General features: G+C 61.5%; 17 protein-coding genes. 13 read left to right on the forward strand and 4 right to left on the reverse strand.

The window, feature by feature from the left end; genetic code table 11:
- The first annotated feature begins 182 nt into the window (after positions 1 to 182).
- Positions 183 to 1,370, forward strand: coding sequence for a Ppx/GppA phosphatase family protein (locus BLR31_RS18640; protein ID WP_090599017.1), 1,188 nt, complete (start codon positions 183 to 185; stop codon positions 1,368 to 1,370).
- Positions 1,360 to 2,076 (forward strand): RlmE family RNA methyltransferase, encoded by a 717-nt coding sequence (locus BLR31_RS18645; protein WP_090599058.1) that lies wholly within the window; start codon positions 1,360 to 1,362, stop codon positions 2,074 to 2,076. Before BLR31_RS18640 ends, BLR31_RS18645 begins: the two co-directional genes overlap by 11 nt.
- A gap of 10 nt (positions 2,077 to 2,086) precedes the next feature.
- On the opposite strand, the gene BLR31_RS18650 is transcribed toward BLR31_RS18645, so the two are convergent.
- On the reverse strand, positions 2,087 to 3,532 hold the full coding sequence (locus BLR31_RS18650; protein ID WP_090599021.1) for an MDR family MFS transporter: 1,446 nt from the start codon (positions 3,530 to 3,532) through the stop codon (positions 2,087 to 2,089).
- 163 nt (positions 3,533 to 3,695) lie between these two features.
- On the opposite strand from BLR31_RS18650, the gene BLR31_RS18655 reads away from it, so the two are divergent.
- From BLR31_RS18655 to BLR31_RS18665, 3 genes are all read left to right on the forward strand, one after another.
- Positions 3,696 to 4,673, forward strand: a complete 978-nt coding sequence (locus BLR31_RS18655) for a diacylglycerol/lipid kinase family protein (protein ID WP_090599026.1) — start codon at positions 3,696 to 3,698, stop codon at positions 4,671 to 4,673.
- Positions 4,673 to 5,503: a metallophosphoesterase family protein gene (locus BLR31_RS18660; protein WP_090599030.1), complete on the forward strand. Its 831-nt coding sequence runs from the start codon at positions 4,673 to 4,675 to the stop codon at positions 5,501 to 5,503. The genes BLR31_RS18655 and BLR31_RS18660 overlap by 1 nt, the downstream gene beginning before the upstream one ends.
- 137 nt (positions 5,504 to 5,640) lie before the next feature.
- On the forward strand, positions 5,641 to 7,218 hold the full coding sequence (locus BLR31_RS18665; RefSeq protein ID WP_090599034.1) for an ABC transporter substrate-binding protein: 1,578 nt from the start codon (positions 5,641 to 5,643) through the stop codon (positions 7,216 to 7,218).
- A 70-nt stretch (positions 7,219 to 7,288) separates the two neighbouring features.
- Here BLR31_RS18665 and BLR31_RS18670 read toward each other — a convergent pair whose 3' ends face one another.
- The gene (locus tag BLR31_RS18670; RefSeq protein WP_090599059.1) at positions 7,289 to 7,588 is read right to left on the reverse strand and encodes a PRC-barrel domain-containing protein; all 300 of its coding nucleotides are present in this window, start codon (positions 7,586 to 7,588) and stop codon (positions 7,289 to 7,291) included.
- Between the two features lie 247 nt (positions 7,589 to 7,835).
- Between BLR31_RS18670 and BLR31_RS18675 the strand changes: the two genes are divergently transcribed.
- Both BLR31_RS18675 and BLR31_RS18680 read left to right on the forward strand, forming a co-directional pair.
- Entirely contained in the window at positions 7,836 to 8,369 is a 534-nt protein-coding gene (locus tag BLR31_RS18675) for a GFA family protein (protein ID WP_090599036.1), read from the forward strand.
- Between the two features lie 88 nt (positions 8,370 to 8,457).
- Positions 8,458 to 8,868: a VOC family protein gene (locus tag BLR31_RS18680; RefSeq protein WP_090599038.1), complete on the forward strand. Its 411-nt coding sequence runs from the start codon at positions 8,458 to 8,460 to the stop codon at positions 8,866 to 8,868.
- 39 nt (positions 8,869 to 8,907) lie between these two features.
- Here the strand turns inward: BLR31_RS18680 and BLR31_RS18685 are convergent, their stop codons facing one another.
- Together BLR31_RS18685 and BLR31_RS18690 are read right to left on the reverse strand one after the other, a co-directional pair.
- Positions 8,908 to 10,281, reverse strand: coding sequence for an FAD-containing oxidoreductase (locus BLR31_RS18685; RefSeq protein ID WP_090599040.1), 1,374 nt, complete (start codon positions 10,279 to 10,281; stop codon positions 8,908 to 8,910).
- Positions 10,281 to 10,742 (reverse strand): DUF4126 family protein, encoded by a 462-nt coding sequence (locus BLR31_RS18690; RefSeq protein WP_090599043.1) that lies wholly within the window; start codon positions 10,740 to 10,742, stop codon positions 10,281 to 10,283. The genes BLR31_RS18685 and BLR31_RS18690 overlap by 1 nt, the downstream gene beginning before the upstream one ends.
- A 318-nt stretch (positions 10,743 to 11,060) precedes the next feature.
- On the opposite strand from BLR31_RS18690, the gene guaB reads away from it, so the two are divergent.
- The 6 genes from guaB to BLR31_RS18720 all read left to right on the forward strand — a co-directional run.
- Positions 11,061 to 12,560 (forward strand): IMP dehydrogenase, encoded by a 1,500-nt coding sequence (gene guaB / locus BLR31_RS18695; protein WP_090599045.1) that lies wholly within the window; start codon positions 11,061 to 11,063, stop codon positions 12,558 to 12,560.
- 3 nt (positions 12,561 to 12,563) lie between these two features.
- Entirely contained in the window at positions 12,564 to 12,998 is a 435-nt protein-coding gene (locus BLR31_RS18700) for an MAPEG family protein (RefSeq protein ID WP_090599048.1), read from the forward strand.
- Entirely contained in the window at positions 12,998 to 14,287 is a 1,290-nt protein-coding gene (locus BLR31_RS18705) for an RsmB/NOP family class I SAM-dependent RNA methyltransferase (RefSeq protein ID WP_176762762.1), read from the forward strand. Before BLR31_RS18700 ends, BLR31_RS18705 begins: the two co-directional genes overlap by 1 nt.
- 3 nt (positions 14,288 to 14,290) lie before the next feature.
- Entirely contained in the window at positions 14,291 to 14,683 is a 393-nt protein-coding gene (locus tag BLR31_RS18710; RefSeq protein WP_090599050.1) for a hypothetical protein, read from the forward strand.
- Positions 14,684 to 14,717: 34 nt separating this feature from the next.
- Positions 14,718 to 15,203 carry a TspO/MBR family protein gene (locus BLR31_RS18715; protein WP_090599053.1) on the forward strand — a complete coding sequence of 162 codons (486 nt, stop codon included), beginning with the start codon at positions 14,718 to 14,720 and terminating at the stop codon, positions 15,201 to 15,203.
- A 199-nt stretch (positions 15,204 to 15,402) separates the two neighbouring features.
- Positions 15,403 to 15,631, forward strand: a 229-nt coding sequence (locus BLR31_RS18720; protein WP_143009434.1) for a transposase, incomplete at its 3' end; no start/stop codon positions are given.

Consider the following 15,631-nt stretch of genomic DNA (forward strand, 5'->3'; position numbering starts at 1 on the left):
GTGGCAAGAAATTGGCCCGGCCCGGATCGAGAGCGAGATCTGCGCAAAGATTGCGTTGCTCGCCATCATGGACTACCGTGATCGGTGAACAGCAATTGATCTGTCTCGGGCGCAAAATCCACAAGGACCGCTGACGGCACACGCCGTCGCCCTTGGCGACCGGACAGTACGGAGTATTCACGTTGACCGATCACGATCGGTCCGCCGTTGTGCCAGAAGGGCATGCGCCGTCGCGCGCGCCTGAACCTGTGCGCCAAAATCGCGACGAGCCGTCCTCGGGCGGCAAGCGACCGTCACGGTGGACGTCAGCCCCAAAGCCCAATGGCCAGCGCAAGCGGCGCCCGCAGACCTACGCGGCGCTGGATCTCGGCACCAACAATTGCCGCCTGTTGATAGCGCGCCCCACCGAATCCGGCTTTCGTGTTCTCGATGGATTTTCGCGCATCGTCAGGCTGGGCGAGGGTCTGTCCCAGACCGGCCGACTTTCGACAGCAGCCATGGACCGCACCATCGAGGCGCTTAAGATCTGCAGCACGAAACTTGCCCAGCATGATGGCGTTAAGGCGCGCATCATCGCGACGGAAGCCTGCCGGTCGGCCGATAATTCGGCTGCCTTCCTGGCGCGCGTCAAGCGTGAGATCGGTCTCGAATTTGAGGTGATCGACCGCAAGACCGAGGCCGAATTGGCGGTTACGGGCTGCGCCGATCTCATAGAAACGGACTCCCCGGGCGCAATCCTTTTCGATATCGGCGGCGGCTCATCCGAACTCGCCTGGCTCGATTTTCGCGGCGGACGCCCCCGCAATCAGGGCAAGACCGCAGCCTCCATACGCTCATGGCAGTCCCTGCCGGTCGGCGTCGTCTCCATCGCGGAAAAATTCGGCGGCGTTGATGTCACGCCAGAGATTTTCGAGGCCATGGTTGCCCATGTCGGCAGCCAGTTGCGCCACTTTCGCGGGCGCGACAAGTTGCGCGAAATGCTTGGCGCCCATCCCGTTCACTTCCTGGGCACGTCCGGCACGGTTACCACGCTTGCCGGTCTTTACCTCGGGCTGGAACGCTATGAACGCTCCAAGGTCGATGGCCTCTGGATGCAGGCGGCCGATGTCGATGCGACGATGCGCGTCCTGCTTGCCATGAGCTATGAAAAGCGCATGGCCAATCCGTGCATTGGCCGCGAACGCGCCGATCTTGTCATTCCTGGTTGCGCCATTTTCGAGGCGATCCGCCGGGAGTGGCCATGTACCCGCATTCGCGTCGCCGATCGGGGCCTGCGCGAGGGCATTTTGATTTCACTGATGTCGGATGATCGCGTCTGGATGCGCGGACGCCCGGCCCGCAAGCGCCAGGGAGGCCGCAATGCCAAATAAGCCGACAGGCAAGGGCAGTGGTCGCCGCGGCGATCGCGACCTCAAGACCCGCGTGAAGACCGCGCGCAAGCGTACGACCTCATCGACCCTGTGGCTGCAACGTCAGCTCAACGACCCCTATGTCGCGCGTGCTCGCGCCGAGGGCTGGCGCGCGCGCTCGGCCTATAAGCTGCTCGAACTTGATGAAAAATACGAGCTCTTGAAACCCGGCATGCGGGTCGTCGATCTTGGTGCGGCGCCGGGCGGCTGGTGTCAGGTTGCGGTAAAGGCTGTAAAGTCCGACCCGGAAAACCCCAGCGTCGTCGGCATCGACTATCTTGAAATGGACCCCGTGCCCGGTGCCGTCCTGCTTCAGAAGGACTTTACCGAGGACGACGCGCCCCAGGCGCTGTTCGATCTGTTGGGCGGGCACAAGGCCGATATCGTCCTCTCCGACATGGCGGCCCCGACGACCGGCCACAAGCCCACCGACCATCTGCGCATCATCGCCCTTGTCGAAATCGCCGCCGATTTCGCCCTGGATGTCCTGGCCCCCGGCGGTACGTTCATCGCCAAGGTGTTCCAGGGCGGCACCGAGCACGAGCTTTTGGGGATGCTCAAGCGCAATTTCGCATCGACCTTCCACGCCAAGCCGCCCTCCAGCCGCGCCGAATCCGCCGAGACTTATCTCGTTGCGCGCGGTTTTAAAGGTCAGCGGCAGGATTGATACGGAAGCGTCAGAACCGCGGCGAGCGCCCTTCGTAGCCCTGTTCTTCGGTCTTTTCGATCGCAGCTTTGCGTTGCTCGGCGCTCAAATGCCCCGAGACCTCGCTGCCGGCTTCCTTGGTCATCCGCAGGAAGGGCAGGGCGGCCAGCGACGAGATTGCCGCGATCACGAAAAACGCGATCTGGAAGTCGACTGTCCCCAATGGCTCGCCGCGCCAATGGCTGCTTAACTCCAGCACCGCGCCGGCCAGCGCCACGGCAAAGGCCGTCGCGATCGGTCGCATCACTGAGTGGATCGCCGTCGCTGGTCCCGCCTGCGCGTCGTCGATATCGGCAAAGGCGAGCGCATTCTGGCCGGTGAAAAACACCGAACGGACAAGCCCGGAGAAAAAGATCACGAGCATCATGATGATGATCGGCGTCTGGGCAACGAACAGACCCTTGCCCGCAAGTGAAATCGCCGAGAGAACTGCCGCCGCCGCCAGCGCCGTCCGAAACCCGATGCGCGCAAATAGCCTCTTGGCCACGAATTTCATGACCAGCGATCCGAGCGCACCCACGAAGGTGATCATCCCGGATTCGAACGGGGAATAGCCAAACCCCACCTGCAGCATGAGTGGCAACAGAAATGGCGTCGCGCCCGCCCCGATCAGAAGGATAGACGTGCCCACCACCGCAGCGCGATAGGTCGGCTCGAGCAGCAGCCTTGGATCGAGCAATGGATGCTCGATCCTCAGGGCATAGGGAACGTAGATTGCCGCTGCGATAATCCCGGCGACAGTCGAGGCGATCGCCACCCACAGCGGCAGGATGGGCATCGAAAGCAGCGAAAACCCGAACGTGATGCCTGAAAATGCGATGGCCGACAGAAAGAACCCGGGAAAATCCATCGGTCGCCTGGGCGCCGGCTCCACTTCCGGAAGGTATTTGGTGATCAGCACCAGCCCCACCAGCCCGATCGGCACGTTGACGATGAAAATCCAGTGCCAAGAGAGGAACGTGGTCAGAAACCCGCCGATCGGTGGCCCCAGCGTGGGCCCAATCAGCGCAGGGATAGTGAGCCACGCCATGGCGTTAACGAGGTCATTTTTCGGGGTCGTGCGCAACAGGATGAGGCGCGCGAGCGGCGTCATCATCGCCCCGCCCATGCCCTTGAGGAACCGGGCGAAAACGAACTCCTGCAGCGATCCTGAAAACGCACACGCGATCGACCCGACGATGAACACCGCGACCGCCGCGCGAAACACCGATTTGGCGCCGAACTTGTCGGCAAGCCACGCGCTGATCGGGATGAAGATCGCGAGCGCCACGAAATAGGCGGTAAAGGCCAGCTTGAGCGCCACCGGCGTCGTGCCGATATCCGCGGCAATCGCCGGCAGCGACGTGGCGATGACGGTAGCGTCCATGTTTTCCATGAAAAGCGCCACCGCCAGGATGAGCGGGATCAGTCGGGGCAAACGATAATAGTCCGGAAGGATTGAGTCTGTTGTGTTATGGTCATCATCTTCGCCCCATAAACGCGGGCTTGCAATCGGCTCGAGCGATTATTCGTTACGCGCGAACCTTTCCCATCCCCGTGCGTTCATACCCTTGGGTGGACTTTCAAGGACGCAACACGCCATGACTCAACGGCGCTTTCATCTCGTACTCAACGTCAATTCCGGCACGGTTCAGGCGCTCGGCGTCACCGAACCCGATCTCGAAGCGATGTTTAAGGAATACGGTCTCGAAGTCGAAATCGACGCTGATCCGGACCTGTCGCTCGATCAGCGTATCGAAAAGGCTCTTGCGAGCGATGCCGACACGGTTATCGCCGCCGGTGGCGACGGCACGGTCACTGCATTGGCAACCGCCGTCATCGATTCCGACAAGAGCCTTGCAATCCTGCCCCTCGGCACCGCCAACCTTTTGGCGCGCGATTTGGGCCTGCCTCTCGATCTCAAGGAATGCGTCGCGGCGCTGGCGGCCATGGAGCCACTTTCGATCGACGTGTCGGAAGTCAATGGCACCATCTTCTTGCACAAAGCCGTCATTGGCGTACTGCCTGAACTTGCCGCTGGCCGCGAACGCATTCGCGGGGAGGGCTGGGGCGCCAAGATCGGTTATATGCGTTACTTCTTCCGCCGCCTGTCACGCGCCCGCCGCCTCGCATTGGAAATCTCCACCGGCGATGGCCAGACGCGCATAGAGCGGGTGCAATCGATCGCCGTGGCGTGCAATGCCTATGACGAAGGCCTGGGGCGGTTTTTCCACCGCGATAAGCTCGATACAGGGCTTTTGACGATCTATGTCCTGCGCCACCTCAACGCTGGCGATATCTTCCGCCTCGCCGCCGGCATGATCGCCGGACGCTGGCGCGACGATGAAGCAATCGATATCTCTACAGCTCGTAGCGTGTCGATCCGTTCCAAGAAACCGAGACTGCAAGCCATGATTGATGGCGAGGTGCAGTCAGTGGAGGTCCCCCTGAATTTCAAGATTTACCCCCGCGCACTCACCGTTCTTGCCCCCATCAAGGCGGTGAAGGAAGAACTGGCCGAAGATCAGGCTGAAAACCGCTCCGAAGATTTGCCGCAAGCAGCGAGGCTGCCTGCCTAATGAGACTGATCCACCTTTCTGACCTGCATTTCGGTGCCCATGACGATGGTGTCGTCGCCTCGATGGAAGCTGAAATTACCACCCAAAATCCCGATCTCGTCGTCGTCTCGGGCGATTTCACCCAGATCGGCAGCGCCAAGGAATTCGCCAAGGCGCGCGAGTTCCTCGACACCCTGCCGTGTCCCTATCTCGGGGTTCCGGGCAATCACGACGTTCCAGAGCGCAATTTGATTAAGCGCTTTCTCAATCCTTACGGCCATTACCGTCGCCACATCGACGCCGAGCTCGAGCCATTCCTGCATCAGGACGGCGTGGCCATAGCCGGCCTCAAGACCTCGCGACGCGCCAATTGGCGTGGCCTCAACTGGTCGGATGGGGCCATCAACAAGGGCCAGCTTCAGCGGCTGGAGGCGCGCTTCGACGGGGTGCCAGACGATGCCGTCAAGATCGTCGTGGCGCATCACCCCTTGATGCATCCTGAAGAAGAGATGGTCCGCCACCAGAACCGCGTTCGCCGCGCCGACAAGGCGCTGGAAGTCTTCTCGCGCATTGGCGTGCGGCTGGTGCTCTCAGGACATTTCCATATGTCCTATGTGCGCCGCCACGACCAGCCGGGCTCGATCCGTGAAGCCGAGCCGGTCGGCCCCCGTGAAAGCGCCGCCGGGCACATTCTCGTCGCCCAGGCCGCGTCGACCACCTCCACCCGTTTGCGTGGAGAACCCAACGCCTACAACCTCATCGACATCGCCGAAGGAGAGATCACCATTTCCGTCCGCGAATGGCTCGGTGACGACTGGCGGACACGCGAACAGGCGCGCGAAGCTGCATGACGAAACGCGTCAGCGCGCGGACATCCTCGCCCGCCGATCGCCCCACAATGTGGAAAAAACGCCATCGTGCACTTATTGATATGAGTCTCCGGCGGACCGTGTAATAAATCTCCCCGTAAATAAGGGAGATACCCATCATGCAAAAGACTATCGTTGCGATCGCAGCGGGCCTAATGGCTACAACCACACTGATCGGCTCTGCCAATGCAGAAACGCTTCGGTGGGCCCGCTCGTTTGATTCGCTGACACTGGACCCGCACTCGCAGAATTCAGGCGTCACTCACAATTTCAACAGCCATATCTATGACAGCCTTATCGGCCGCGATATCGACGGCGAGTTCCTGCCGCTTCTCGCGACCGATTGGTACCTCAAGGAAGGCGACGACACCGTTTGGGTGTTCGAGCTACGCGAAGGCGTGACCTTCCACAATGGCAACGAGTTTACCGCTGACGACGTGGTGTTCTCGATCGATCGCGCCCGGTCGGAAATTTCCAACATGCGTCAGCTTCATGCCGACGTGGAATCCGTCACGGCCATCGACGACTATACTGTGGAAGTACAGATGAGCGGCCCAAGCCCGCTTTATCCCAACAACCTCACCAACACCTTCATCATGGACCGCGAATGGTCCGAAGAAAACGATGTGGTCGAAGTGCAGGATTTCGCCGCTGGTGAAGAAAACTACGCAGTGCGCAATGCCAACGGCACCGGTGCCTACGAACTCGTCTCGCGCGATCCAGACGTGCGTTCGGTCCTGACCTACAATGAAAACTATTGGGGCGAAGAACCCCAGGTCACGGAGATCGAATATGTCGTGATTTCCGACAACGCCACCCGCATGGCGGCCCTGTTGTCGGGCGAAGTCGATTTCGTTCAGGACGTGCCGTTCCAGGACGTCGAGCGTCTCGCCTCCACCGACGGTATCGTCGTGGAAAGCGGCCCTGAAAACCGCGTGTCGTTCTTCGGCTACTGGGTTGGCGAAGAGCCACTGTCCTCGTCCAACATCACCGACGCAAACCCGCTCGCCGATCCGCTGGTGCGTGAAGCGATCCACCTTGCCGTGGACCGCGATGCCATCCGTCAGGTCGTGATGCGTGGCTATTCCGTCCCGACATGTACGCTGGCGCCCCTGCGCGTGAGCGGCTGGACCGAAGAAAACGACACATGCCCCGAGGTCGATATCGACCGCGCCAATGAACTGATGGCGGAAGCCGGCTATGCCGATGGTTTCTCCATCGCGCTCGATGCGGCTAACAACACCGCAGGCAATGACGAAGCCATCGCTCAGGCTGTGGTTGGCATGCTCGGCCAGATCGGCATCGAAGTGAACCTCACCTCGCGTCCGCAGGCTCAGCATTCCCCGCTCATCACCAGCGGCGAATCCGAGTTCTACATCATGAGCTGGGGCGTCCCCACCTTTGACTCGGCCTATATCTTCAATGATCTGGTCCACACCAAGGGCGGCAATTACGGCACCTACAACCCGACCGGCTATTCCAATCCCGAACTCGACGCGATGATCGAGTCCCTGGGTACGGAAACCGACACCGCGGTGCGTGACCAGACTGTCGCAGACATCTGGGACGTGGTTCAAGAAGATCGCTTCCTGCTGCCGCTGCACAACAACCCGCTGGCCTACGCCATGCGTGAAGGCATCAACATGCCGATCCATCCTGAAAACAAGCCGCAGATGCGCGACCTGACTTTCGATTGATCGGCCAATAGCCAAAAAGAAGGGGCGGGAAAATTTCCCGCCCCTTTTTCATGTCCGATTTCAGCAGAAATCAGTGATGATGGTGCTCAGGCATTTCCTTGAGCTCATCCTTTGTCCATGTCGTTGCTGCATGGACGTCGCCATGTTCGTCGCGCATGAATTCGAGCTGGCTGAGCGGAACCGCTACCGGCTTTGCGCCGATCCCGAGAAATCCGCCGACATCGACGATCGCCTGGGCCGCAGGGCCGGTGCCATGCAGGTGCGAAATCTTGCCGACCTTGTGGTCGTCAGCGCCATAGATCGTCGCATCCTTGAGCACGGCTTCGTTGAGTTCTGTCGTGTTCAGGCGAACGTGTTGAGTGTGATCCATTGTGGTCTCCTCTTGGCTTGGGGTCAGAGTAACCCGCTCGACGCCAGGCCGTTCCATCGCAACAATTTGAGTAACCGCGTCCAGACCGTCCCAGCCCTAAGAAAGCCCTAGTAAAACAATGACTTGAGCCAGTTTTTCTTTTCCTTCACGTGTCGAACGCACTATCATTGGGCAAATTGTGCATCACCCTGTCGGAACGGCTGAACCAGGATCGTCCTGTGATCGAACACCATCGAAGGGGAAGTTGATGACCACCACGCAACTCGCGTGCAAATGCGGCAAAGTCCATCTCGACGTCCAGGGACGTCCGTTCATCACCACCGAGTGCCATTGCAATTCGTGCCGCGAGGCTGCCCAACGCCTCGGTGGCCTGCCAGGGGCACCTGCAATACTCGCCGACAATGGCGGCACGCCATTTATTCTCTATCGCAAGGATAGGGCGCACATCACCCAGGGCGCCGAACACCTCAAAGCCTTTCGGCTCACCCCCAAATCAGTCACCCGCCGCATTGTCGCTACGTGCTGCAACACGCCGATGTTTCTCGAATTCAAGGGCGGACACTGGATGAGCATCTATGCCGCGCTTTGGCCGGAGGCGGACCGCCCTGCCATGACCATCCGCACCATGACCGCCGACCGCAACGACCTTCCTGCGCTCGACGACAGCATTCCCAGCGGCGCACTGCACACGGCGGGCTTTTACGCCAAACTCTTCGGCGTCTGGGCAGCAATGGGCTTTCGCAGCCCCGAAGTCATCGTCGACGGCGAGATAAACGCATAAAAATTCGCGTCGAGATGTCGGCCCGAAGCCGTCCCACCCGTCTTAAAATCATAACGGGGACGCTGTCCCAACCAAAGAGGAACCCGAAATGCCAAAGATGATCTTCATCAATTTGCCCGTCAAAGATCTAGACGCCTCCACCCGCTTTTACGAAGCCATCGGCTGCACCAAGAACGCTGATTTCTCCAACGACGATGTGTCGTCCATGATGTGGTCCGAAGAGATAACCTTCATGCTGCTCAAGCATGCCTACTTCTCGACCTTCACCACAAAACCTATCGCCGATGCCCACGCAACGGCGGCCGCGCTGATCGCGCTGTCCATGGACAGCAAAGCGGAGGTCGACGCCATCACGGAAACCGCAGGCAAGAACGGCGGCAAATCCGATATCCGCGCCCCACAGGACCTCGGCTTCATGTACGGCCGTGCCTTCGAAGATCCCGACGGCAACATCTTCGAGCCCGTCTGGATGGATATGTCCGCCTCGGCGGAAGCCTGATCGCTCCAACACGCGGCCACGCATCCTGCGTGGCCGGTCTCACGCGTCCTCCAACTCACCCAGGATCGTCGGGATCAATTCGCTGACCGTCGGGTGAATATGCATGATCGCCTTGAGCTCCTTCGCGGTCATACGCGTCTGCACAGCATCGACCAGCACATGCACGGCCTCGTCGCCACCAACGCCAAAAATCGCCCCGCCTAAAATCCGGTCGCTGTCGGCATCAACGATCACCTTCATATACCCCTCGCTCTCGCCCTTTTCCTTGGCGCGCGACACCCTTGTCATGGCGCGCTTGCCCACGAGAATTTTGTGGCCGGCGCGCTTCGCCTCGGCGATTGTCATCCCGGCTCGCCCGAGCGGTGGATCGGTATAGAGCGCATAGGCATCGACCCGCGCCTCGACCGAGCGATGCCCACCATCCAGCGCATCGGCGATGACCTCGAAGTCATTATACGCCGTGTGCGTGAACGCACCCCGCCCGTTGCAATCGCCCATCGCCCAGATGCCCTCCACCGGCGTCCTCAGCTGCGCATCCGTGCCGATATACCCGCGCTCGTCCGTAGCAACGCCCGCTTGGTCCAGCCCCAGATCATCGGTATTGGGCCGCCGTCCCACAGCCAGCAGCACATGCGAGCACGCAATCGACGGCGCGCCCGCCGTGCAGTCGACCCGAACCTCTGGCCCATCCGCCGTCTGGCTGAAGGCGATGCAGTTGGCGTTCAGCCGAAGTTCCACCCCGTCATCACCCAGTATCTTCGCCACAGTCTCGGACGCATCCTTGTCCTCACGCTTGATCAGCCGGTCCCCGCGCTCGACCAGCGTCACCTTGCTGCCGAACCGTGCAAACATCTGCGCGAACTCGAGCCCGATATACCCACCGCCCACCACCACGAGGTGGCGTGGCGTCTCGGTCAGCTCCAGAATTGTGCTGTTGGTCAGCGGCGAAATATCCTCAACCCCGGGGTACTGCGGAATAACCGCGCGCCCACCCACATTTAGGAAAATCTGCGGCGCCGTAAGCTCCCGCTCGCCGACGCGGAGCGTCTTGGCGGACACAAACCGCGCATGCCCCTCGATGACATCGAGATTGTCAGTGCCGCCCAACCAGTCCTGCAGCCCCTTGCGCGACGCCGCTACGATCTCGTCCTTGCGCCTGATGACAGCTCCCAAGTCCACCCCGACATTGCCGCCGATCACGATCCCATAGTCACGCGCCCGCCGCGCCATATGGGCGACAGAGGCACTGGCCACCATCGCCTTGGTCGGCGTGCATCCGGTGTTGACGCAAGTGCCGCCCAACAGCTTGCGCTCGACGAGCGCCACACGCATGCCTTTGCCCGCCAGCCGCGCTGCCAGCGGAGGTCCCGCCTGTCCGGCCCCGACGACGATGGCGTCGAACCGCTCCGCCATCAGGCGAGCCACACGACGATCAGCGCCAGAATGACGGCCACTGGATCTTCGAGCAGCGCGATCGGGCGATCATTGCCCCCATTGGACGCCACCAGCCGCCTGCGCGCCTCGTAGCCGCCCAGCGTGCCGATCACCGCGCCAACCACACCGGCAACCGCCCCACCGAGCCACAGGCCCGAGGGCAGGGCGAGTATGCCGCCCGCCAGCGCACCCATCACCAGCCGCGCCCCGAACTGAACGGGCACCTTCCGGCTCGGCGTCTGCGGCAATTGGTCGGTAACGAATTCACCCAGTGCGAGAAGCGTAAGGATCCACGGCGTCACGGGGTGTCCAAGAAAGGCAAATGGGGTCGCCGACAGGTCGATCCACCCCAAAAATGCGGCCCAGCTCAGCGCGGCGGCGGGGGTCATCGCCCGCAACCCCGCAACCAGACCCAAGAGGAGACAGAACAGATAAATCATATCCAAGCCCTCCAGCCAGACCTCCAGATTAGCACCAGCGGCGAAAGACGTAATCCCTGAATCCGCGCAACCACTTCCCAAACCCCCAATCCAGTGTTAATCACCCTCGCCAACCCACAGTCGGCGTGAGTCTCTTCCCATTTCCCGCCGACCAAGCGGAAATGCGGGCGAAGAGGCGGACACACAGCCGTCGGCGCGTCCTCATAAAAACATCGTTGAATTGTCGCGTTGTCGATCCGCAAGAGGGCTCCCCCGCTTGCCGGCAGCGCTCAAATCATTTTCATCCCTGTTGGGATGAGAGCATGAAAGGGTCTGGCCTTGGCAAAAATCATTTCCTCCATCACGGGCGATGCTGCGCTCACCTTCGATGACGTCCTGCTCCAGCCGGCACGCTCGGACGTGTTGCCGACCGACGTCGACATCAAGAGCTACGTCACCAAGGATATCGTGCTCAATCTGCCGATCCTGTCCTCGGCCATGGATACCGTCACCGAATCCAACATGGCCATCGCCATGGCGCAGGCGGGCGGCATGGGCGTCATCCATCGCAATCTGACGCCCGAGCAGCAGGCCGAACAGGTCAAACAGGTCAAGCACTTCGAGAGCGGCATGGTGGTCAATCCCATTACCATCGGCCCCGACGCGACCCTGGCCGACGCCTACGCGCTCATGGATCGCTACAAGATTTCCGGCATCCCCGTCGTCGCCAATGGCGGCAGCGGTGGCCGTAACAACGGCAAGCTCGTCGGCATCCTCACCAACCGCGACGTGCGCTTCGCCAACAATCAACGCCAGAAGATTTCCGACCTGATGACCCGCGATCAGTTGATCACGGTCCGCGAAGGCGTCAGCCAGGACGAAGCCAAAAAGCTCCTTCATCAGCACCGCATCGAAAAGCTGCTGGTCGTGGACGAGCACCAGAACTGCATCGGCCTGATCACCGTCAAGGACATGGAAAAGGCCCAACTTCACCCTTCCGCTATCAAGGACGCACAGGGTCGCCTCCGCGTCGCCGCCGCGTCCACCACCGGCGATCAGGGCTTCGAGCGCTCCATGGCGCTCATCGAGGCCGGCGTCGACCTTCTGGTCATCGACACGGCACACGGTCACTCGGTTCGCGTTGCCGAAGCCGTCGAGCGCGTCAAGCGTGAGAGCAATTCCACCCGCATCGTCGCCGGCAATGTCGCGACTGCCGAAGCCACCAAGGCGCTGATCGATGCCGGGGCGGATTCGATCAAGGTCGGCATTGGCCCGGGCTCGATCTGCACCACCCGCATCGTCGCCGGCGTCGGCGTGCCCCAGCTCGCCGCCGTCATGGGCTGCGCTGAGGAAGCCGACAAGCAGGGCATCCCCGTAATCGCCGATGGCGGCATCAAATTCTCGGGGGATCTTGCCAAGGCATTGGCCGGCGGCGCGTCCGTCGCCATGGTCGGCTCACTTCTGGCCGGCACCGACGAAAGCCCCGGCGAGGTCTATCTCTATCAGGGCCGCTCCTACAAATCCTATCGCGGCATGGGCTCGGTCGGCGCCATGGCGCGCGGTTCGGCCGATCGCTATTTCCAGCAGGAAGTCAGCGATCAGATGAAGCTCGTCCCAGAGGGCATCGAGGGCGCAGTGCCCTACAAGGGCCAGGCGGGCGCGGTCCTCCACCAGCTCGCCGGTGGCCTGCGTGCCGCCATGGGGTACACCGGGTCGAAGGATCTCGAAACCTTCCGCCGCGAAGCGACGTTCGTAAAGATATCGGGCGCCGCGCTCAGCGAAAGCCACGTCCACGACGTCACCATTACGCGCGAAAGCCCCAACTACCGCGGAAAGTAGCCGATGACCTCGACCACCCTGCTGATCCTTTGCGCGCTCTGGGCGCAGGGTGTTCTCACCATGGCGCTGCTGTTCATCCTCGGACGGCGGCGCCTGCCATTGGTCGCGCAAAAAAAGATCGCGGTGCGCGACATCGCGCTCAAGCGCGACCCATGGCCGGAAGAGGTGCAGAAGGCCTCCAACGCCTTCGACAACCAGTTCCAGCTCCCCGTCCTGTTCGCCATCGGCGCCGGGATGGCGATCTATCTCGGGGCGGGCTGGATTGAGGCCGTTCTGGCCTGGATGTTCGTCGGCACGCGCATCGCGCATGCCACCATCCACGTCACGTCCAACCACGTCTATCAGCGCTTCACAGCCTATGTGCTTGGCTTTTTCACCCTCATCGCACTCTGGATCGCCATCCTCGTGCGGCTCATTTTAGCTTTCGGAGCCCTTTGATGCGCCTTCCCGGACGGATCGCTGCGGCGATTGAAATCATCGCCGATATGGACCAGCGTAAGCGTCCCGCCTCAGAAGCGCTCAAGGGCTGGGCCCTCGACCATCGCTTCGCCGGCTCCGGCGACCGCGCCGCCATTGGCAACCTTGTCTACGACGCCCTGCGCAAACGTGCTTCCCACGCCCACCGCATGGGCGAGGATACGCCCCGTGCGCTCGTCCTCTCGGTCGTCGTCAGCGAGTGGAATCAAGACATTAACGCCTTGAATCAGGACTTCAGCGCCGACAAGTTTGGCCCGGAATCAATTTCCGAAGCCGAAGCGGCAAACCTTTCTTCCGATTCAGCTTTTTCCGACGCGCCCGACCACATCAGGGCCGATATTCCGGAATGGCTCGCCCCATCGCTCGAACGCAATTTCGGCGAAGGCTGGGTCGAGCAGGGCAGGGGCATGACAGGCCGTCCCCCCCTCGACATGCGCGCCAATCGCCTCAAATCCGACCGCGTGCGCGTCGCAAAATCGCTCGCCCGTTTCACCCCGCAAGAGACCGCCATCTCCCCCGACGGTCTTCGTATCCCTTCTGGCCCCGCCGATGCCCGCACCGCCAATGTTCAGGCGGATGAGGCGTACCAAAAGGGTAAGTTCGAAATTCAGGATCAGGGCAGCCAGATCGTCTCGCTCCTGGCCGGCGCCAAGCCGGGCGAACAGGTGCTCGATCTCTGCGCCGGGGCAGGGGGCAAGTCCCTCGCCCTGGCCTCTGCCATGGCCAACACCGGCCAGATATTCGCCTTCGACACAGACCGCACCCGCCTTGCGCCCATCCACGAGCGCCTTAAGCGCAACGGCGCCCGCAACGTCCAGGTTCGCAACCCCGATCCCAACGCGCTCGACGATCTCACTGCCCGCATGGACCGCGTCGTCGTCGACGCACCCTGCACGGGCACGGGCACCTGGCGCCGCCGTCCCGATACCAAATGGAAGCTCACCCCCGCCCAGCTCGAAACCCGCATCGCCGAGCAAATCGAGGTCCTCGATCGCGCCACAACATTCGTCAAACCCGGTGGCGAGTTGATCTACATAACCTGCTCCATCCTGCCGGAAGAAAACGACGATCAGGTCGATGCCTTCCTGGCCCGCCATCCCCAATTCGAACTCGTCTCTTTGACGCAGCGCTGGGACTCCCTGTTCCCCGACGCACCAAAACCTTTGAGCCGAAACGGCAATACGGTTACCCTGACCCCAGCGGCGACCGACACTGACGGATTCTTCTGCGCCGCATTCCGACGGGGGTAGGCGATGAAGCGGCGGTGGATTGCGATCATCCTGGGCTCCGCCGTGTTTCTGGCATTGGCCATGTTGGCCGTCCTCGGGGCGCTGTTCTTCGCTGCCGACACCACCGGTGATGCCCGCCACGCCTTCACATCACCATCCGGCCAGATCGACCTCTACCTCGTTGAGACCTGCGAGCCCGGCGGATGCACCCATCAGGCGGTCATCGAAGTCCCCGGCCCCGATCTCGCCGCGCGCCAAATCCGCTGCGGCATCGACATCGAGGCCATCGAGCCTGTCTTTATCAATATCGATCTCGTCTGGACGCCCAACGAAAGCGGCGTCCTGATCAACTACCAGGACGGCGACGGCAGAACAGGCAGCCATGCCCTCGATTTCGAGCGCGATTGCAACGCCTGAACCAAACGCGATCCCGCATCGTTTAAAGCTCATCATGAGCACAATCACAGTCAACAACCTCAAAAACCCCCGCGCCCTCGCCATCCTCGCCGCCTTCATTGTGGCGGTGGTCGGCATCGGTGCACTCATCGGCACCCAGACGGCCCCCGGCCTTTGGTATGCCGGCCTCGAAAAGCCGCCCTTCAATCCGCCCAACTGGGTCTTCGGCCCCGTCTGGTTCACGCTCTACGTGATGATCGCGATTGCCGGCTGGCGCACGGTCATGACGGAGGGCTTTTCCGCCGCCATGGGCCTCTGGATCGCCCAGATGCTCCTCAACTGGGCCTGGTCACCAACCTTCTTCGGCGCCGAAAACCTCTGGCTCGCGTTGGCCGTAATCATCCCCATGCTGGCCACCATCCTCGCCTTCATCGTAAACCGCTGGCCCCGCGACCGCCTATCAGCGCTGCTGTTCATCCCCTACGCCGCCTGGGTAAGCTTCGCCACCATCCTAAATCTCTCCCTGGCTCTTCTGAACTGACGTTCCCGACAAAACGCCCCAAACACCCCGCCTGAATCCCTCTCCCTTGGGGATAGAGCCGGGTGAGGGGGTCGTCTGGGTCAGTTAGATGAACCGCGTTCCCCCCAACTTCTCCGTAAGCGCGAAGGTCACCCCGTCTGTTGCCGTCTTTCCTGGGGCGCTATTGGCACCTGAGAGTTTGTGATGGGTGTCATGTTCTATGTCTGCGACTATGCCTGGGGATAGAAGTTTCCATCTGATCGAGGCGGTGCCTGATCGGCTGGAAGGCGCACCGATGGCACGACGGCGTCGATGGTCTGATGCGTTCAAGGCAGAGGTAGTGGCGCGGAGCTTTGAACCGGGGACGAACGTTTCGGCCCTGGCGCGCGAGATCGGGATACAGGCCTCTCAGTTGTTTGGCTGGCGAGCGGAAGCCCTCAGGCGGGGTG

This window comes from Pelagibacterium luteolum (genome assembly GCF_900100665.1).
Lineage (GTDB): Bacteria > Pseudomonadota > Alphaproteobacteria > Rhizobiales > Devosiaceae > Pelagibacterium > Pelagibacterium luteolum.